Below are 19,241 nucleotides of genomic sequence, written 5' to 3'. Positions count from 1 at the left end.
GTTCTCCTAACGATTATTTCAGTTTGGCCAAATCCTGCATACGGCCTTCCACAGATTTTTTCTTTTCCTCGTAGCCGGCCAGCTTTTCCTTCTCACCTGCTACTACATCAGCCGGAGCCTTGGCGAGGAAACCTTCGTTGCCCAGTTTCTTGGCCAGGCGGCTGATTTCCTTGTCGAGTTTTTCCAGTTCCTTGGTCAGGCGGGCGGTTTCCTTATCCACATCAATAAGGCCCTTAAGCGGCAGGAATACTTCCACACCGTTTACCACACCGGCCATAGCATTTTCCGGCTTATCAGCACCAGCTGGCAGAATCGTAATCGGTTCAGAAGATGCCAGCTTATCAAGATAGCTCTGGTTTTCCGTAAATACAGCGCGCAAGGATTCGTCCGTAAAGCTTAAGATAAGCTCGCTCTTCTTGCTCGGAGCAGCGCCGACTTCCGCACGCATATTGCGAACCGTCTTGATAGTTTCCATGATGGCCGTCATATCAGCCTCAATCTCGTCGCTGATGCACTCGGCCTGAACTTCCGGCCAGCTGGTTTCCATAATGCTCTTGAGGTCATCAGCATGCGGCACCTTCTGCCAGATTTCTTCCGTGAGGAACGGCATGAACGGGTGCAGCAGGCGCAGCGTACCTTCAAGCACGGTGGACAGCACATACAGGGCCGTATTACGGGCACGGACATTTTCCTTGTCGTAAAGGCGTGCCTTCGTCAGCTCGATATACCAGTCGCAGAACTCATTCCAAATGAATTCATAAATCATGCGGCCGGCCTCGCCGAGCTCGAACTTATCAAGGTTTTCCGTAACGTCACGCACCGTACGCGCATAACGGGACAAAATCCACTTATCAGACAGAGTATAATCTTCCTCAGCCGGCTTAAAGCTCTTGTCAAAGCCTTCGAGGTTCATGAGCATATAACGGGAGGCGTTCCAAATCTTGTTGGCAAAGTTACGGGCAGACTCCACACGTTCCCAATAGAAACGCATATCATTGCCCGGCGTGTTGCCCGTAATCAGCATGAAACGCAGGGTATCAGCACCGTATTTTTCAATAACTTCTACCGGGTCAATACCATTGCCCAGGGACTTACTCATCTTGCGGCCCTGGCTGTCGCGTACCAGACCGTGGATAAATACATGCTGGAACGGAATATCCTTGCCAAATTCCAGGCCCATCATAACCATACGGGCCACCCAGAAGAAGATGATGTCGTAACCGGTTACGAGCGTAGCTGTCGGATAGAAATGCTTAAGCTCTTCCGTTTCTTTCGGCCAGCCCATGGTTTCAAACGGCCAGAGACCGGAGCTGAACCAGGTGTCAAGTACATCTTCGTCCTGATGAATATGCTGGCTGTGGCAATGCGGACACTCCGTCAGGTCCGTACGGGATACGCTGGTCTTACCGCAGTCATCACAGTACCAGGCCGGAATCCGATGCCCCCACCAAAGCTGGCGGGAAATACACCAGTCACGGATATTTTCGAGCCACTGCAGGTAAATCTTGCTGAAACGCTCCGGCACGAACTTAATGCGGCCGTCTTTAACTGCCTCCATAGCCGGCTTAGCCAAAGATTCCATCTTCACAAACCACTGCTTGGATACCAGCGGTTCAATCGTGCTGTGGCAGCGCGAGCAATGACCAACAGCATGTTCATGTTCTTCAACAGACACGAGTACGCCGAGTTCTTCGAGCTCTTTCACGAGCGCCTTGCGGCATTCGTAACGGTCCATGCCGTTGTACTTGCCAGCGCCTTCGCCCATCGTACCATCGTTGTTGATGACCTTAATCTGTTCGAGGTTGTGACGCAGCCCCATTTCAAAGTCGTTGGGGTCATGTGCTGGCGTAACCTTGACGGCACCAGTACCGAATTCCTTGTCTACATACTCATCGGCAAACAGCGGAATACGGCGGTTGACAATCGGCAGAATCAAAGTCTTACCTACGATATCCTTATAACGTTCGTCGTCGGGATGTACAGCTACACCCGTATCACCGAACATGGTCTCGGGACGGGTCGTGGCGATTTCCACATAGCGGTCCTCACCCTCTACCTGATAGCGCAGGTGCCAGAGGTGACCGTTTTCATTTTCATGCTCCACTTCGATATCAGAGATAGCCGTGTTGCAGTTCGGGCACCAGTTGGTAATGCGCGTGCCCTGGTAGATAAGCCCCTTATCATACAGGCTTACGAACACTTCACGCACAGCGGCCGAGCAGCCTTCGTCCATCGTAAAACGCTGACGGTCCCAGTCACAGGAAGAACCCAGGGAACGCAGCTGGGACATAATGCGGTTGCCATACTGTTCCTTCCAGTCCCAAACGCGTTCGAGGAACTTTTCGCGGCCAAGTTCATAACGGTTCGTCCCCTCTTCACGCAGGGAGGCCTCAACCTTAGCCTGTGTAGCGATACCGGCATGGTCACAGCCCGGAATCCAGACAGCATTGTAACCCTGCATGCGGCGGAAACGAATCAAAATATCCTGCAGCGTATTGTCAAGCGCATGGCCCATGTGCAGCTGCCCCGTGACATTCGGTGGCGGAATAACCATACTGTAAGGTTTCTTGCTCTTATCCACTTCAGCATGGAAGAGTTTATTGTCCTCCCAGAACTTATACCATTTCTTTTCAAAAGACTGCGGGTCATAAACCTTCGGAATGTTGTTTTCCTGTTCCTGAATCTCGCTCATTGTAATCCTCCTCAATAAACTAAAAAGCGCCTCCGCCCCAAAGGACGAAAGCGCATACTTTCGTGGTACCACCAATGTTCCTGACCTGTCAATTTGACATGTCAATCTGACAAGTCAGCTCAAAGCCTTAACGCGGCCAGACGTTTGCGCCTACTATAGTTCAGCCCAAAAGCTCCGAAGCGACCTTCACGCCCCCTGCACGAAAACTTCCACCAGCCGTTTTCTCTCTCTGCCGCAGGAATAGCCCTACTCCTCTTCGTCATTGCCTTGCTATTTTTCTAACATGACGTTAATTTTATCACAAAGTCTGACACTTGACAATGCATTTTAGTAATAAATCATGCCATTATGTCACCTATGTTTATCCCTTCAGCCTCACCGGCAGCTACTTCCACTACGCCCCAGGCTTTATGGCAGTAGGCTATCCCCAGCCACGGCCTTAGGTTGGGGGCGATTTTCAGTACGCGGTAGTCCTTATCGATGAAAATGGCGTCAATGGCAAAGCGCATAAAGCACATGTGGACGCCATTGCAGGGAGCGAGCAGCAGGCCCTGTCCCGGGGGCAGCTGTTTGCGGAACATCAGGCCGCAAAAGCGTCGCCAGAAGGTGTCGGCGTATTCCAGTTGAATTTTCATAGGCATTTCCTGTCAGCGAAACAATACATACAAGGCGGCAAAGATAAAATAAGGGCCATAAGCCATATTTTCTCCTATTTTTATACGGCCGGTCAGCAGGAGCAGCAGTGCGGCAACGCCGCCACCGATACAGCCGATAATCATGATATCTGACAGGTCATTTATCCCTGTCCATAGTCCTAAACAAGCTATGAGCTTTATATCGCCGCCGCCCAAGGCTCCCTTGCTGATAAGTGCCAGCAGTAAGAACAGGCCGCCGCCGCCCAGGGCCGCCAGCAAATGCGTCAGCAGTGATTGACCTGTCAAAATTGTACTGACAAGTCCCAGGGCAGCGCAGGGCAGCAGCATTATGTCAAAGATTACCTGCTGTTCAAAATCAGTAAAAGCAAACAATACCAGAAAGAACAGGTACGCCATAATAAAGCCGCTCTGCCAGACAGGACAGTTTATTACCAGCACGGAAAAAGCAAAGAGTGCGCCCATAACGGCCGGCATGCGGCGGCGACGCGCAACAGCCTGCTCAGCAATCCGCTTGGGAAAGGAAAGTATTTCTCCCTTCCGGCGGTACAGGGAATCAATCCAGCGCGTACCGCACAAGGAGGCTGCCACCGCCAAGGCGATGGCAGCCAATAGTTTTATCAACAACATAAAGAGAACCACCTTAGATAGTAACCTTCGCCCGTTCCGTCAGAAAAACGATATCCTGTTTGGGGTCATTATAAACTGTAAGAGCGATGGCACCAAAGTCATCGTAGTAAGCCTCACTGAGGCCGAGTTTCGTATAGAATAACTGAAAATCCGGATTCGTCGTGCTGTTAAGCTCACCCGGCATTTCTATGGTATTGCCGGCAGCATCCACGATACGTTCAGCGACGATAATTCCCTGGAACTTATGACCATTCCCCTGCACACACACCGGGCTGTTGGGGGCGTAAAGTATACCGCGGAAGTCTTTATCCAGATTCAAAGTAACCGTGCGTGACTTACGTCCTGTACCGCGTTCATCATTATCCCCCACCGGGCCATCGTAGAAGAACAACATGGGGCGATAATAATATTTCCCGGCAATGGTTGATTTGGGTGTATTATCAGCCAGGATATTGATATTGATATCACGGGCTGTGTTGGTAACCCAGCTGGTGCTGCCGGAACCTGTATTATATTCCTCACTTTCAATGCGGATAAAGAGAGGGTCCAGCTTATTAGGTTCGTCCGTGCGTATATCATAGGAGATTTCGTCCTCTGACAGTTGTTCCAGCTCTCTTACCGGGTAAGGATTAGTCACATTGATAACAGAGGTTATCGGCGTATACATCAGTTGTTTGGCTACATTTTCCCCAAAATATTTTACCAGCTTTTCGTAGAACCTTCCCCACAGGGAAATGCCGCCTTCGTTTTCTTCCAATGCCGTACCTGACGCGTCAACAATCCGCCAGTTGGTAATCTGCATGCCGAGGGCATAAATGTATTCCCTGGCCTCCTGCACCGTCATATTGGCTATTTTATGAAGGTCCCAGTCGCCAGTCATCTTTTGGCTGGTAATAAAATCCGGTTTAAAATTTACAAACAGGCTTTTCATATTATTGTTCAAAGACGCCGTACCATCCATATCGTGGATTTCTGTCCTGGTTCCATCTGCATTATAGGCCGGCCCTTTGTTGGTAAAACTGATTGCCTTGGCATAATCGCGTTTACTGCTAAAGTTGCTCGGTTTTTTTAAGCCAGCCTCTAATTCCTGAAAAGTACCAGCTGTATAGGCATCTCTTGCCGCTCTAAGCTGCGTGTCCAAATCTATGCCGCCCTCGCGTACATTAGACATTGCCCAGGCCTCTACATATATCTTCCAATTGTCTGGCAGCAAATCAGCCGGCAAAAAGTTCCTGGCAAAGTCAAACGGCATATCATCGGTCAAAACGACCTTATAATAATAGGTCGCCGCCTGATTTTTCATTATCGGATTTTTTAAATCCGTGCGTACAATTTTGCGCATTTCGGTATGGGTATTGCTGTTCTGCGTGTTCCATATATTGTTTTTATCCATAGCCAGGATTTTATTGGCGCCCTCGTCAGCAACAGCCGAGCTTTCGGACTGAATAATATTGCTGTTCAGCGGCACCTCGCCGCTCCGCACCAATCTGCCCTTCAAGCCGCCGGCTTTCTCCACACCGGCCAGCGCAGCAGCATCGGCAGCGTTTTGCATATGGGATTTATACAGGTAAGCACGCCCTACATCGATTCCCATACCGGCAAAAAATACCAAAAAGGGGAGCATGAGAGCGACAAAGACTAAGACCGTCCCTTTTTCGGCAGACTTTCCTCTCATGATACTCCCCCCTTAATTTTTAACCATTAAATGCATGAGCCCGTCTGTTTCATTTCTAATCCAGGTATTTGTTCCCTTTTTTTGTTTATTACGGGTAGCCCAAATCTGCACACTCTCCACCTTGCCGCTTTTGTCAAAATTGAATGTGCAGCGCACACTGACGGCATACGTACCTTCTTCATGCGCCGTACCGTTCATTACGCCCGAAGGGTCAATTACATCATTGGAGTAGAACAGGCGGTTATCCATAGTCAGTGCATTATTTTTCGTATCAAACGACGTATAGTTGCCCTGCATCCAATTGAGCAGGTTATCGGTGGAAACCATGGTATTGCCAAATCTCGTCTGTACCGCCCCGTCTTCACCATCACCGGTTTTTTCAATGTAATAGTCAAAGAGCAGATTGCCTTGATTTAATTCTTTGCCCGCGTCGTATTTATTGAAATTGGGGTCCTTTATCAGCATGGCTCTTATCTCATTTTTGGTCTTGCCGATAAAAGCCCCGGCCAGATTCTCCAAAGTCTTTTGGTCCAGCGATATCCGCTCTTCATTAGCAATCTGCATGAGCTCCGTGTTGGAGATTGTACCATACTTGCTGAGGTTTTGGGCGGTTTTCGTCGTACCGCTTAGATAGCTGCCCACATTATCATAGGTGTTCTTCGCCTGGGTGAGCAGGCTGGATTCCCTGAACAGGAGAAACACTCCCAACGCCAGCAGTGCCACCAGACACCATTCCGTCAAACTCTGCCCCTTTTCTCCCCGCAGTATTTTCCGCAGCTTTGTCATCATCCTGTCCCACCTCCAGTCAGTAAATCTTTGCCTATCTGTTAAGGGATTTCAGCAGCGTCAAAGCTGCTGGAAAGACCACCATTACGAAAATTGAAGGAAAGATAAACAATATCATCGGGAAGATAATCTTTACCGGCGCCTTCAAGGCCAATGCCCGTACTGTCTGACGATGGCGGTCACGCATATTGTCAGCCTGCATTTTCAAAGTTCTGGACATGCTTGTGCCCAAATGTTCCGCCTGTATTACTGAGGCCGTAAAAAGATAAATCTCCTCTACATCACAGCGTTTAGCCAGCTGATTCAAGGTTCGCTGCCTATCCATACCCAGCCCCATGTCGCGGAGCATACGCCGGAATTCATCCATCAGAGGGCCTTTCATGCGGTTAACGATTTTGGTCACAGCGCCATCAAAGGATAAGCCGGCTTGAACACTGACGCACAGAAAATCGAGAAACTCCGGCAGCTGCCGCCGGATAGCGGCTTTGCGCCGTCTGATAGCCGATTGCAGCAACATAAAGGGAACAAGCGCCCCTAAAATCAATCCCAAAATGAAAATTGCAATTTGCTGGGGCAGCAGCAGCGGCGAAAAGGCCGATATGAACAGCAGGGCAAAGATACCGCCGACCACTACCCATAATACCCAGCCAGCAGCCAGACGGTTAACGCTCCATTGTTCCTGCATGCCCAAATGCAGGAGCATATTTTCCATCATCGTCCTGAGTTCCCGCGGCGCAAAACGCATAAGCCAGTTTTCCATCCCCTTCATCAGTGGGCGGATAATACGCTCTTTAAAGCTTTGCTCACGCATATAGTGATAATCGGAAACCACACCCGTTTCCGCGGCCGCTGACCGGCGTTTTTGCTGTCTGGCTGCGCTGCGCTCGGCCTCAGCCTCGGCAATCATGCGTTCCAGGTGCTGACGCGTCTGCATCTGCGGACGGCGGGCGGCGTAAAGCAAGAGGAACAGCATTGCCATAACCAAAGCTGTCACTAATGCAGCCACTAAAATAATCATGGTTATGCCCTCCCTCAGTGCTTTTTAAATATATCCCGCGGCAGTTCCACACCGTGGATACGGAATTTATCCATAAACGTAGGCTGCAGGCCTGTAGCCTCATAATGTCCCACAGAGCGGCCTTCTTGATCAATATAGTCCTGCACATAACGGAACAGATCCTGTAAGATGATCGTATCACCTTCCATGCCCTGAACTTCGGTGATATGGGTGAGTTTACGGCTGCCGTCCTGCAGGCGTGACTGCTGAATAATCAGGTTGATAGCCGATGCAATCTGCGTACGCACAGCACGTACCGGCAGCTCCATGCCAGCCATCAGTGTCATGGTCTCCAAACGGGACAGCACATCACGGGGACTATTGGCATGGGCCGTGGTAATTGAGCCATCATGGCCGGTATTCATGGCCTGCAGCATGTCCAGAGCCTCACCGGAGCGAACCTCACCAACAATAATGCGGTCAGGACGCATACGCAGGGCGTTGCGTACCAGGTCACGAATGGTAACCGCACCCGTGCCCTCGATATTGGCCGGACGTGATTCCAGTATGACCACATGGCGCTGCTGCAGCCTGAGTTCGGCTGCGTCCTCGATGGTGACAATGCGCTCAGCGGACGGGATAAAAGATGACAGTACGTTAAGCGTCGTCGTCTTGCCGGAGCCGGTTCCCCCGGCAACCAGAATGTTCAGCCGCGCTTTAACACAGCCTTCCAAGAACATCGCCATCTCTTCGCTCATAGTGCCCAGCCCTACAAGGTTTTCCACGGATAAGGCATTCTGCGCAAATTTGCGGATGGTCAGTGTCGGACCTGTAAGCGACAACGGCGGAATGATGATATTTACACGCGAACCGTCTGCCAGACGGGCGTCAACCAGAGGTGACGCCTCGTCTACGCGGCGGCCCAGCGGTGCCAGTATACGCTCAATAATATTCATCAGATGGGCATCATCATAAAAACGGGTATCGGTGAGCAGCAGCTTGCCGCCACGTTCCACAAAGATATCCTTGGGGCCGTTTACCATAATTTCTGTAATGGAATCATCTTTTAAGAGCGGTTCCAAGGGGCCAAGGCCCAGCAGCTCATCACAAATATCGTCCACGAGAGCCATGCGTTCCGCCCGGGACAGATTATAGTTGCTATTGACCATTTCCCGTTCCAGATAGGAAGAAATCAAATTCTTTATCTGTTCCCGGGCCTCTTTGCCCTGAGCAATGAGCTGCTGCTCAGCCACCGTCATTTCATCCACAATCCGACGATGAATAGCCAATCTTAAAGCCTGAATCTGGTCTATCTGCACCACAGCAGAACGGCGCGCCGCAAACGCAGACGCCATATGAGAATGATCTGTATGTTTGTTCTCCCCCAGCCGGGAATAAGTCTGATGTTCGTCCGGTGTCCATGCCGGAGCTTTGCGCGGCGCAGTTTCCCGGCCTTTATCAGCTTGTTCCTGTAGATTGGCGGCCGGCTGATTTACGCCCCTTCTTTCCACTTCCTTGATGGCTTGTTCCTTTGTTCTTCCCAAACGCTTTAAGAGCGACATATCATCCCCACCTTGCTGCTATCGTATCACTAAACTACTGCTATTCCTGCTCTACGGATTAGCTGCCGAACCGGCGACAGGCACCAGCGGTTCTATAGGCATGCTGCATTGCATGGGCCCTAATTCTTTCGGCAACAGGACTGTATCTACGGCGAGCGTCAGTTTCACACTTACCGTTACTGACCCCGTGTCCGGATTGGCTGTAGTCTCTTCTGCAGGTTCCTTTACGGCTGCAGAAAATTCCGGTGTGTAGAGTTTCGTCAGCGGTTGGGCATAATCGTTGCTATGTTTATTACTATTTATCTTATTTACACTGACCAGGCGTGCTGCTGCATCCTTTTGCATAGCAATATCTCTGGCTGCCTCGCGCACGGCTGTATTGTACTGCAGGTAATCAGCATAGGCAAAGGCGCCGTATATCATGCCCAATATCACGGGAAGCAGAATTAGCAAAACCAGGCAAAATTCCACCATAGACTGGCCTTTTTGTCTGTTCACCAGCTGCACCTCCCCTTCTCTAAACCACTATAGCGAGAAAAGAGCCTCCCACAACACCAAGAAGCTCTTTCCTCCGTCTTACATAAACTATGTGCCTTCATTACGGATTGGTGGAGCCTCCACCCGTGCCGCCACCGACATTTTGTCCTGCCTGCTCAATTTTAGTACCTGTGTTATCGAAGAGATTTTGGATTTTCTGTCCGATGCCGCTGTCACTCTTCAAAGCAACTACAGCAATTGCCACTACGAAGGCCAGAATCAGCGCATATTCCACAATGCCTTGACCTTTTTCCGACCAAATCTTTTCAATACGTTGTAACATATCATCCACATCCTTCCTAAAACCATATACTTACATCTTTAAAATTATACGTCTATATGGACAATCTTTTGAATTACCACATAGCCGATAACTTCCAATAACAAGGAAATAAGCAGCGCCATACGGCCTAACGGGTCCTCAATCAGTACCATCAACTGCTCGCGATTGAAAAAATACATAAACAAGGCCAACGCAAACGGTAAAATAATCAGTACCCAGGCTGACAGCCTGCCTTGTGCCGTCAGGGCGAAGATTTCGCGTTTCATGCGAATGCGTTCCTGAATAGTATCGCTGATATTATCGAGAATCTGCGCCAAGTTGCCGCCGACTTCACGCTGAATGAGAACGGCATTTATCACCAAATCCAAATCAGCACTGCCGACGCGGCGTCCCATTGCCTCAAGTGCAGCCTCCAGCGGCACACCCATGCCAACTTCGCGGTACACCTGAGCAAATTCGTCACTGATAGGCGGTTCCATCTCCTTGGCTACTACCTCCACCGCCTGCGGAAAACTGTAACCAGCGCGCAGGGCATTGGAAATGGTAGTCAGGCAGTCACCGAGCTGCTCAGAAAAAGCATTGCGACGGCTGTAGATACGCCAGGACACCGTCAGCCATAAGAGGATTACTGTCATGGCGGCGATAAGCAGCGCCGTGCCCGTTTCCAGTGTCAGCATCCAGCTGCCTAAGAATGCCGCTAAGGCGCTGACCAATAACATAATCATGAATTCACCGCCGAGCAGCGGAATTCCTGCCTGACGCATGCGGAAGTCCAGTACCTGTACAGGACCATGCTCAGCCAACGGGGCTGCCGCTTTCCGCAACCAGCCGCGCATGCGTTCCAGATAAGGCTGTTCCAGCACCTGGCCGCTTTCAATGACATGATGGCGGCGCAAGCGGTAGAAGATGCTCATCCGCCGTAAATGCTGGAAGTAAACGGTCACCAACAGCACCATAACGAAGGCGGCGATAGCGGCCACAATAGCTGCAAAAATAACCATCGGCCTCACCTCCTGCCGCTGATAATATCACCGGCAAATTTTGCCACGGCCTCGATAAAGGGCGTGCCTTCCGGCAAATCCTTCATCAGCCGCCCGCTGCCGGCAACATCTTTTATCCGCCGTTCCTCCGGCAAAAACAACGTCACCGAACGCCCCAGTTCTCCTTCAATTTTGCGCTTATGGGATTCAGTGCAATTATGCACGCCGGAAAAAATAGTATAGACCTGCTTTCCGTAGTTATCCCACATGTGAAACATCTTGAGAGAACGTTTCATGTGCCGGACTTCCTGACCACTGCTAATCATAGAAATCAGTATATCCGTATCCGCACATTCAGCCAGGGCCAGGGAAATCGGATTAAAGCCTACCGGCAAATCGAGAATTACATAGCGGAACAAACTGCCGGCCATCCGCACAACTTCAATCAGGCGGTCAGCCTCCACAAGTTCAGCATGTTCCGGCTGCAGGGGGCCGCTCATAATCCAGACACCATTCCCTACTTTATGAAAATAATGTTCCAATGCGGCCGGAGTCAGCAAATTGATATCATGCGTAGCCTCGACCACATTATGACGGGGTACAGCGTCAAAGAACATCGCCACATCACCGAACTGCAGGTCAGCGTCGATAATTCCCACAGACTCACCGCTCAGCTTGGCCAGTTCAATGGCAAGTACCGTAGCCATGGTAGTACTGCCCGAATGCCCCTTGGGACTAAAAAACGCCAAAGTACGTGTCGGCAGTGGCTTGCCGCGGCGTTTATAAATTGCCAGGGCCTCGACAACGTCCGCTGTACTAAAGGGTTTTAATATGCAGCCGCTGGCCCCGGCCGCCAACAATTTTTCGGCGGTAGAAGATTTCCACTGGCTAAGCAGCCCGAGAATCTGTGCCTGCGGATAAGCCTTAACAAAACGGGCAATATATTTCACATCGTCAGCGGAATCCATGTCTATCAAAAACAGTGTAGGCCGGAAAACAGAACTCTGGCCTAAGGCCATATCCACTTCATGATAAGTCGATGCCAGGTCAAATGTATCATCAGCCTTTAATATCCCGGCCATTCGGGACAACATATCGGCGTCCCGTTCTACAAGTATTACGCGATAATTCACCTTGGTCACCTGCCCTTATTTCGTGTTATTTGCCGTATGCCAGTCATCGTCCCCAAATAGCCACGAAAGAATTTTCTTCCGCCCTGTCTTTTGTTCCTCATACTGCAGGGCTGCACGCGACTGCTTACTGCGGTTGGTATAACGGTCCACCAGCTGCCAATAACTCTGCGTCAGCGGTGACAAAGGCATGCAATACATAAGCGGTTTGCCCATACGTATGGAATAAGTGACGGCCTGATAATCACTGGGCAAATGATGATAAATCTTCGTCCCTAACAGCCGCTCTACATCCCGGGATTTTATATATCTGTCCTGGTCCGTCATATTTTCCACCAGACAGATTTTACTCTCTTCATAATCAAAGCGCAGGAGCGTGTCATAGCCGACTTTATAATTTTTCACCGCCGGCAGGAAATCCATCACGCCTACATAGTTTATAACCGTGCTCAAATCCAGCATGGCCAGATTCAAAGTACTGAACACTGCCGTGAGGTCCAGCACAATAAAGTTAAAACCACGCATGGAGCGTATGATTTTCTCCACAGCCTCGACGTTAATCTGATAAGCATCATTTATTTCCCGGGGTGGCGGCAGTACAGCAAAAGAGGCCTCACCGCACTTATATTCCGTCAGATAATCATCTATCTTGAAATGCTGTTCATCTCTCAGTATGGCCCTCTGGGCATCGGCTATGGTATAATCACTAACCAAATCCAGATACCCCATCACGTCCCCAAACTGCAGGTCAAGGTCTACCAGACATGTCCTGTAGCCTTCTTCTGCCAATCCGGCAGCCAGATTGATGGCCGTAATGGTTTTTCCATTGCCGGAGGAAGTGCTGAAAACAGCGATGATAATACTGCTATGCCCTTCCATGTCAGCAATCACTCCTTCCCCTTACTGCACCTGCCCTTATTTACCGGGCAATACATCGCGGTTCAGGTATTTGCCCAGAATTGATTCCCGGGACATCTCTGCTGCTACCTGCCGGGAATCATCCCCTTCCCGGTTTGCCGCCTGCTGCCTGGGTGCAGTCTCGCTTTCTGCCTTTTTTTCAGCAGCCGCATTTTGTTCGTTGAAGTCTACCTTCTTCATATCAGCTCTTTCTTTCTGGTCTTTCTGATAGAGCTCGTGCATATCCTTGGTCACCTCGGCCTTGGCGGCGTTATTTTCGTCCACGAGATGCGGCGTAACCAGAATAATCAGTTCCTGCCGGTCCTGCGTGGTAGAGGTGTATTTAAAGAATTCACCGATAACAGGAATATCTCCGAGGAACGGGAATTTGCGTACTATCTTATATTCCCGGGAATCCATCAGGCCGCCAATTACCATGGTGGTGCCCGGAGTTACCGTCACGACAGCATCAGCCTGACGTCTGTCCAAAATAGGCTGCTTGTCAACGGTTTCCCCACTGGGCATGCTGACTTCGGTATGAATGGCCGATACAATGCGGTTTTCCGCATCAACTACGGGATTAAACTGCAGGATAATACCGTAATCCTTGAATTCCGTCGAAGGATTGCCATTGCTGTCTCTGGTGGTATAAGGAATTTCGCCGCCCACCTGAATGAGCGCAGCCTCACCGCTCATCGTCGTAATACTCGGCCGCGAAAGAATCTTGGCCTTATTCTGCACTACGAGTGCCTGCAAAGCGACATTGATATTGCTATGATGATCGGTCAGCCACTTCCAGGGATTGTTGCGGAAAGTCGTGCTGCCGGAACCATAGCTTTCGCCAGCGTAGAATACACCCGGCGTACTCAACAGGTCAGAGCCGGTATTCGAACCATAGACAAAGCCCAAATCGCTTTGGTCCTTGGGATTGATGGCAATAACCTGTGCCTCCAGCTTAATCTGCGAAGGATGACGCATATGCAGCAGGTCGATTACCGAACCATCATCGGCAATATTGTTGCCGCCCACTACACCATTGCGCGATTCCGTGCGGGCGCCCTTGGTTTCCAGGCGGGCGCTGGTATTGCTGCCCACGCTGATGTTGCCCTTATCTGCCGCAGATACAAAGAGCTGGGCCGTCCGCACGGCATAATTGCGTTCGTACTGATTTTCTACCGTACCGGACAGGAGCACCTTGCCATTGACCATCTTAACCCGGACACCCGGCAGATTGATAGCGCTTTCAATGACTTTGGCCTGTCCTTCATCCTCGGGGGACACGCCAACAATGTATTCATAGCGCGCGCCATCATCGCACCAGACAAAGAGTGATGTCGTGCCGGCCTTATGTGCCACTATCAAGAACTCCGAATTGGAGGAAGGTACCTGCACGATTGTTGCTATATCCGGATCACCGACAGCGATGCGGGTAATGGCTGTCGGCATAGAGATATACTTGGAACTATGCACTCCCACTGATAATAATTCCGCCGCTGAGGCACTGGCTGTGCACAAGCAGCAGCTGGCAAAAATGCCGCTTATAATTCCCAAATTTTTTAACTTCACGCCATCCACCCTCACTTCGTAACTACTTTATCGCCCTGAATAATTTCATAGGGTGCCGACGCTCTTGGAGCTGCCGGCGCACTGACAGCCGGTGCTGGCGCTGCTGCCTGAACCGGCTGTGCTGCCACTGGCTGTGCCGGTGCTGCTGTCACCTCGCCTGCTCGGGCTGAACGCAGACTGTAGGTGTTCAAAAAGCTGCCCTTGTCGTTAGCATGGAACGGACGCAGGGCCAGATAAATTTCACCAACAGCCGCAGCGGAAACAAGCTGCAGCATATCGTCAGGCTCCAAGGCCAGAGTCGCAATCGCCGGCTTTGACTTTGTTTTATTCTTATCCCCGTTCTTATCCTGCGCAGCAGCAGCGGCTGCATCCTGATTTATCCCTAAAAGCAGGATATTTTTGAGCAGGAAACGGCTGGTAGCCCCCTGATTGTTTTTCTCGACCAGAATTACATCCACGTAATCCCCGGGTTTGGCAAAGCCGGCCACACCGGTAATCTCACTTACACCTACCGACACCGCCCGGCAATTCTCCGGAATTTCTCCCGCAAAGCCGACTTTAGTCTTATCGACAATCAGCTTGGACAAGGTAACGACATCGCCGGCAAAAATTGTCGCTGCGGCCGGCTGTCCGACCACGTCCTGCATGCTCATCATCGCACCGCGGGGCAATGAATCCACCGGTACTTCTCTCATTTCCAGCATGCTTTCCTGTATGACGGTACGGGAAGGAATATCCTCCTTGGCCATCACTACCTGCGTCATAACTGTCTGTGACTGGGCAGGCTGATTTACTTTTGGCACTTCTCCAACATTATTGGTAAGTCCCGTTAAAGCCAGATAGACTACCAAAAACACTGCTACCGCTGTTCCCCCTGCCAGCATCAACAACTGCCTGGGCTGTAAATCGTTTAGTACATCCATTAGCTTGGAAAACATTGGCATCCCCTTCATTTCTAAAAATTTTACAAAATTATCTGTATTATTATAATAATTAAATACTTCCCTACACTTATTATACAGCTTTAATTATTATTTCGCAATCACGATGCCTTTTTCCTGCGAATTGTACCAATTTTATATTTTATTTTAACCATAGAAAAAATCCTTTTTTAGCGGTATAATGTTATAAATATCAAAATTATCAGTAAATCACTAAAAGAGGTGTAGCAAAATGCGTAAAAAAAGTATACATAACAAATTATTCCTGCTTTTAGTCCTGATGGGCATAATCCCCTTGATTGCAGTAATTGTTTACAGCGGCTGGCGGTTGGCTGACCACATGGAGCATCACGCCAAAAACACCGGTCTGATGAACAATACCATCGTTAACGAGCACATCACCAATAGAATACAAAATAATTTCTATACGCTGCATACAATAGCCGACAATCCTGTGATAAAAGATTTTATAATTACCGGCAATCCGGCAGCTGCCGAATCTGTCAAAAAAATGCTCCATGACAATGACGAACTATTTCGGGATAAAAATATTACAGCCATCGCCAATGCTACCGGCCAACAGCTTATCCGCAGTGATAACTCTCCCCTCGTCAATATCAATCAGCGCCGCCATTTTCAGGAGGCTCTGGCCGGACACGATAACGTTTCCAATGTTGTCGTCAGTATGGCCACCGGCCAAATGATTGTCGTCATGGAAGTACCCATTTTCAATGACCAGCACCAGCCCATAGGCGCAATTCAGCGTAACATATACCTGGATAATCTGCAGCAATTCATCGACGCCCAAAGCGTTAACAGCCTTTCTATCCTCGTTCTGGATCAGGAGGGCAAAATTATCGCCAATTCCAATCCTGACGGTGCCGAAAACAGCGACCCCGATTACAATAAAAAGATACTCAGGGTTATGGACGAGAAAAACGGTATCGCCAGAATCACCCTCAACAACAAAGATTATTTTGTCAGCTGTTCGCAAAATCAGCTGACCGGCTGGAACGTAGCTACCATTCAGCCCACCAGCGTCATTTTCCGGGCTGCTAATGAAGAAGTTATCCGTGTCGGGATTATCGGTATTCTGCTGCTGATATTTGTAAGTATCGGTGCCCACCTCATCGCCACCCGTATAACCAGCCCCATCCGCCAAATTTGCAAAGTGGTTACGGATATCGTCAAGGGACATGAAGACGAAACAAAACTCAGCATTCTCTCCGAGGACGAACTGGGAGAAATGGCTACGGCTATCAATGAAATCCGCGCCATGCGCAATAATCTGCGGCAGGAAAACGATACGGACGCCCTGACCGGCCTGGCCAGCCGCGCCGCTATCGAAACCACTTGCCGCAAACGGCTGCAGGAATACGAAGAGTCCTTAGCTCCTGGCATGATGGCTATTTTCCTCATTGATTTGGATAACTTCAAAAAAGCCACTAAGGAAGAAGGCCACCAGTACGGCAACCGCATCCTGCAAAAATTTGCCCAGGGACTCAAAGAATTGTTCCGCGCCTATGACTGTGTCGGCCATTTGGACGGTGATGAATTCGTAGTCATCATCGACAATCAAAAGGATCTGACCATCATCAAGCGCAAAGCCGCCGAGATAAATCAATTGGCCCGTGACCTGGTCATCGGCGATACTAACGCCGGCCTTAGCGCCAGCATCGGCATTGCCGTATCACCGCAGAACGGCAAGACTTACAATCACCTCTTCCATGCCGCTGACCTGGCCCTGTTTGCCGCCAAGGAAAAACGCGACTGCTACTATATTTCCGGGGAAGACGAAGGCGATTTTGCCAACCTCGACAGTTTAAATAAATAACTGCCTATAAAAAACAAGCTGACCTGTCAATTGACGGGTCAGCTCATTTTTATGGCCGAAACCTGTTAAATCATGTTCTTTACATAGCTGTCGTAGAGGGCTTTGAGTTCCTCAATCTTGTCGTACATCTCCACCTGCAGGCCGGAGGCAGCGGCGTAGTCGCCTTCATTCAGAGCGTTGATAAGCAGCGTGAACAGGGACTTTTCATCAATGCTGTCCTTGGCCAGATAAGCGCGGATACCATTGATTTTGTTCCAGTTGTAGGAATCCAAATCCGTTACGAAATCAGATTTGATTTCCTTGGCGGCGCGGACGATATCGCGGTTTTCCGGAATGATACGGGCGATGAGCTCCGTCTTCCAGCGCAGCAGCGCACCGGCACGGAAAGCGTTCAGGATGGTGTCATCCAGCGCGCCGCCGGCAGTGATAACAGCTTTCTTCTCCGGATAGTTGTCCAGATTCTGCATGTTTTCCCAAACCGTAGCCGGGGGAGCACCAAAGAGGCGGTCGCGTTCTTCAGCACTATAATCTTCAAATACATCGTTTTCACTGCGGTAAGCACGGTCTTTTTCCAGATAGAAACCTTCTTCGCCGGCCTCCTTGGAAAGTTCCGTCAGCAATTCAGCTGTCGTGTGCTGTACCGCCATCTTGATACCATCAAGGCAGGCAGAATAAATTGCAGCCAATACCAGATAAGTGTTGGTATAGGGATTGCAGGCACGCAGTTCGAAACGGGTAGCATAAGGATTGCCGAGGTCGCGGATAAGGCCCGTAAGAATCGTACGGTTACGGGACGGCTGGTCCGGACGATGGCCCAGGGAAGTAACGATACATACCGGGGCCTCAAAACCGGGTTTCAAGCGGTTCAGGGAGTCATTGGTTGCAGATACCAGCGGATTGATAACTTCGTAGTTTTTGAGCAGGCCCATCATGGAACCGTAACCTACGGCGCTCATGAAGTCCTTGCGCTGGTCGTCAGCCGTGAAGAGGTTGTGCAGTTTGCCGTCTTTAGTGACAGCAGCCATGCCGATATGCGTATGTTCACCGTTACCGGCCAGGCCAATCATCGGTTTAGCCTTGAAACTTACTTCGAGGCCGATGGAACGGAAGGTTTCCTTTACTACCGTGCGGACAAAGATTTCATTGTCAGCAGCCTGCAGGGCATCAGCAAAACGCCAGTCAATTTCGAGCTGTTCACAAACATGCGTCATGTTGCCGCTGCCGTCAATCTGGGCTTTAAGGCCGCCCACTTCTTTGTGGCCCATTTCCACCTGGAAACCGTATTTATCGAGTTCAATCAGGCAGTTTTCCATTGCCGTACGAACAGCACCATGCGTGCGTTCCCAGTACTGTTCCTGCATGACCTGGGAGGCGGACATTTCTTCGATAGCAGCCTCTTCGAGCGGCGTCTTAACCCAGAATTCCAATTCGGTAGCAGAGGTGAATTTAATATCTACAACGTCATTGCCGTCAATGCTTTCCAGGCCGGAAATCTTGGGATATTTTTTGAACGTTGCCAGCAGTTCTTTTTTGACATAGTCCAAAGTGTCAGCCAGTACTGCCCGGGAGTCAACGCGCTTGCCATCATGCACGAGGAAGGACGGAATACGCAGGGTTCCTACCGGCTTGCCCGTTTCTTCATCGTAGAATTCCATGTTATAGTCCACGAACCAGTTCACCGTGGGGTCAATAGGCATATCAACCTTGGCGTTGTTCAGGGTGGCGATACCCGTCAGCACAACGGAAGAACCGTCGGTCTGTACTGCCGTGCCGGCATAGAAATCATCCATGTCTTTGAGGAAAATCCGTACGGGAATCTTTTCATCGGTATCGTTGCCGGCCATATCTACGCCGACCAGGGAAACGTATTTGATTTCCGGATGAGCCTTTAACTGAGCTACGATATCCTCTTTACGGGAATTTGCCGGAATCACATAGATTAAATCTTCCATCTTCATACCACCCTTTACATAATCACATTAAAATAAGCCATGCAAAGATACCAATCCCCACAGGGATAGTAACTCTGCATGGCTCCATTGCCATTTGTTATTCAACTACATGTAGAAGTTTAGCAT

16 protein-coding genes and 1 other annotated feature are annotated in these 19,241 nt (G+C 50.0%); of the genes, 1 reads left to right on the top strand and 15 read right to left on the bottom strand.

What is annotated here, in order from left to right:
* Positions 1–13: 13 nt before the first annotated feature.
* From DL94_RS0101145 to cpaB, 14 genes are all read right to left on the bottom strand, one after another.
* On the bottom strand, positions 14–2,692 hold the full coding sequence (locus tag DL94_RS0101145) for a valine--tRNA ligase (RefSeq protein ID WP_028128557.1): 2,679 nt from the start codon (positions 2,690–2,692) through the stop codon (positions 14–16).
* A 37-nt stretch (positions 2,693–2,729) separates the two neighbouring features.
* Positions 2,730–2,964 (bottom strand) — a binding site (T-box leader).
* A 66-nt stretch (positions 2,965–3,030) separates the two neighbouring features.
* Positions 3,031–3,327, bottom strand: coding sequence for a DUF192 domain-containing protein (locus DL94_RS0101140; protein WP_231464428.1), 297 nt, complete (start codon positions 3,325–3,327; stop codon positions 3,031–3,033).
* 12 nt (positions 3,328–3,339) lie between these two features.
* A complete protein-coding gene (locus DL94_RS0101135; protein ID WP_037371037.1) occupies positions 3,340–3,975 on the bottom strand; it encodes a prepilin peptidase in 636 nt (211 codons plus the stop codon).
* Between the two features lie 13 nt (positions 3,976–3,988).
* On the bottom strand, positions 3,989–5,650 hold the full coding sequence (locus DL94_RS0101130; RefSeq protein ID WP_028128554.1) for a TadE/TadG family type IV pilus assembly protein: 1,662 nt from the start codon (positions 5,648–5,650) through the stop codon (positions 3,989–3,991).
* A gap of 12 nt (positions 5,651–5,662) precedes the next feature.
* Complete coding sequence (locus DL94_RS0101125) at positions 5,663–6,439, bottom strand: Flp family type IVb pilin (RefSeq protein ID WP_028128553.1); 777 nt, start codon at positions 6,437–6,439, stop codon at positions 5,663–5,665.
* Between the two features lie 31 nt (positions 6,440–6,470).
* Positions 6,471–7,454 (bottom strand): type II secretion system F family protein, encoded by a 984-nt coding sequence (locus tag DL94_RS13850; protein ID WP_051586236.1) that lies wholly within the window; start codon positions 7,452–7,454, stop codon positions 6,471–6,473.
* A gap of 14 nt (positions 7,455–7,468) precedes the next feature.
* A complete protein-coding gene (locus DL94_RS0101115; RefSeq protein WP_081798727.1) occupies positions 7,469–8,995 on the bottom strand; it encodes a CpaF family protein in 1,527 nt (508 codons plus the stop codon).
* Positions 8,996–9,046: 51 nt separating this feature from the next.
* Entirely contained in the window at positions 9,047–9,493 is a 447-nt protein-coding gene (locus tag DL94_RS0101110; protein WP_028128551.1) for a TadE/TadG family type IV pilus assembly protein, read from the bottom strand.
* A gap of 100 nt (positions 9,494–9,593) precedes the next feature.
* Complete coding sequence (locus DL94_RS13845) at positions 9,594–9,815, bottom strand: hypothetical protein (RefSeq protein ID WP_037371035.1); 222 nt, start codon at positions 9,813–9,815, stop codon at positions 9,594–9,596.
* A 44-nt stretch (positions 9,816–9,859) separates the two neighbouring features.
* Positions 9,860–10,816, bottom strand: coding sequence for a type II secretion system F family protein (locus tag DL94_RS0101100; protein ID WP_037371033.1), 957 nt, complete (start codon positions 10,814–10,816; stop codon positions 9,860–9,862).
* 5 nt (positions 10,817–10,821) lie between these two features.
* On the bottom strand, positions 10,822–11,928 hold the full coding sequence (locus DL94_RS0101095) for a CpaE/TadZ family protein (protein WP_037371031.1): 1,107 nt from the start codon (positions 11,926–11,928) through the stop codon (positions 10,822–10,824).
* A 15-nt stretch (positions 11,929–11,943) separates the two neighbouring features.
* Positions 11,944–12,804: a CpaE/TadZ family protein gene (locus DL94_RS13840; RefSeq protein ID WP_051586235.1), complete on the bottom strand. Its 861-nt coding sequence runs from the start codon at positions 12,802–12,804 to the stop codon at positions 11,944–11,946.
* A gap of 36 nt (positions 12,805–12,840) precedes the next feature.
* Positions 12,841–14,388, bottom strand: coding sequence for a type II and III secretion system protein family protein (locus DL94_RS15100; protein WP_028128548.1), 1,548 nt, complete (start codon positions 14,386–14,388; stop codon positions 12,841–12,843).
* An 11-nt stretch (positions 14,389–14,399) separates the two neighbouring features.
* On the bottom strand, positions 14,400–15,326 hold the full coding sequence (gene cpaB / locus DL94_RS0101080; RefSeq protein WP_051586234.1) for a Flp pilus assembly protein CpaB: 927 nt from the start codon (positions 15,324–15,326) through the stop codon (positions 14,400–14,402).
* A gap of 235 nt (positions 15,327–15,561) precedes the next feature.
* Between cpaB and DL94_RS0101075 the strand changes: the two genes are divergently transcribed.
* Positions 15,562–17,163: a sensor domain-containing diguanylate cyclase gene (locus DL94_RS0101075; RefSeq protein WP_028128546.1), complete on the top strand. Its 1,602-nt coding sequence runs from the start codon at positions 15,562–15,564 to the stop codon at positions 17,161–17,163.
* Between the two features lie 65 nt (positions 17,164–17,228).
* Here the strand turns inward: DL94_RS0101075 and DL94_RS0101070 are convergent, their stop codons facing one another.
* Entirely contained in the window at positions 17,229–19,115 is a 1,887-nt protein-coding gene (locus DL94_RS0101070; protein WP_028128545.1) for a type I glutamate--ammonia ligase, read from the bottom strand.
* Positions 19,116–19,241: the final 126 nt, after the last annotated feature.

The sequence above is a fragment of the Selenomonas sp. AE3005 genome (assembly GCF_000686945.1).
Lineage (GTDB): Bacteria > Bacillota > Negativicutes > Selenomonadales > Selenomonadaceae > Selenomonas_A.
This window is presented reverse-complemented; position numbering and strand designations above follow the sequence as displayed.

Excerpts from the sequence above, each read along its gene's own strand:
- DL94_RS0101145 (WP_028128557.1), bottom strand. The coding sequence starts at position 2,692 with ATGAGCGAGATTCAGGAACAGGAAAACAACATTCCGAAGGTTTATGAC.
- DL94_RS0101140 (WP_231464428.1), bottom strand. The coding sequence starts at position 3,327 with ATGAAAATTCAACTGGAATACGCCGACACCTTCTGGCGACGCTTTTGC.
- DL94_RS0101135 (WP_037371037.1), bottom strand. The coding sequence starts at position 3,975 with ATGTTGTTGATAAAACTATTGGCTGCCATCGCCTTGGCGGTGGCAGCC.
- DL94_RS0101130 (WP_028128554.1), bottom strand. The coding sequence starts at position 5,650 with ATGAGAGGAAAGTCTGCCGAAAAAGGGACGGTCTTAGTCTTTGTCGCT.
- DL94_RS0101125 (WP_028128553.1), bottom strand. The coding sequence starts at position 6,439 with ATGATGACAAAGCTGCGGAAAATACTGCGGGGAGAAAAGGGGCAGAGT.
- DL94_RS13850 (WP_051586236.1), bottom strand. The coding sequence starts at position 7,454 with ATGATTATTTTAGTGGCTGCATTAGTGACAGCTTTGGTTATGGCAATG.
- DL94_RS0101115 (WP_081798727.1), bottom strand. The coding sequence starts at position 8,995 with ATGTCGCTCTTAAAGCGTTTGGGAAGAACAAAGGAACAAGCCATCAAG.
- DL94_RS13845 (WP_037371035.1), bottom strand. The coding sequence starts at position 9,815 with ATGTTACAACGTATTGAAAAGATTTGGTCGGAAAAAGGTCAAGGCATT.
- DL94_RS0101100 (WP_037371033.1), bottom strand. The coding sequence starts at position 10,816 with ATGGTTATTTTTGCAGCTATTGTGGCCGCTATCGCCGCCTTCGTTATG.
- DL94_RS13840 (WP_051586235.1), bottom strand. The coding sequence starts at position 12,804 with ATGGAAGGGCATAGCAGTATTATCATCGCTGTTTTCAGCACTTCCTCC.
- cpaB (WP_051586234.1), bottom strand. The coding sequence starts at position 15,326 with ATGTTTTCCAAGCTAATGGATGTACTAAACGATTTACAGCCCAGGCAG.
- DL94_RS0101075 (WP_028128546.1), top strand. The coding sequence starts at position 15,562 with ATGCGTAAAAAAAGTATACATAACAAATTATTCCTGCTTTTAGTCCTG.
- DL94_RS0101070 (WP_028128545.1), bottom strand. The coding sequence starts at position 19,115 with ATGGAAGATTTAATCTATGTGATTCCGGCAAATTCCCGTAAAGAGGAT.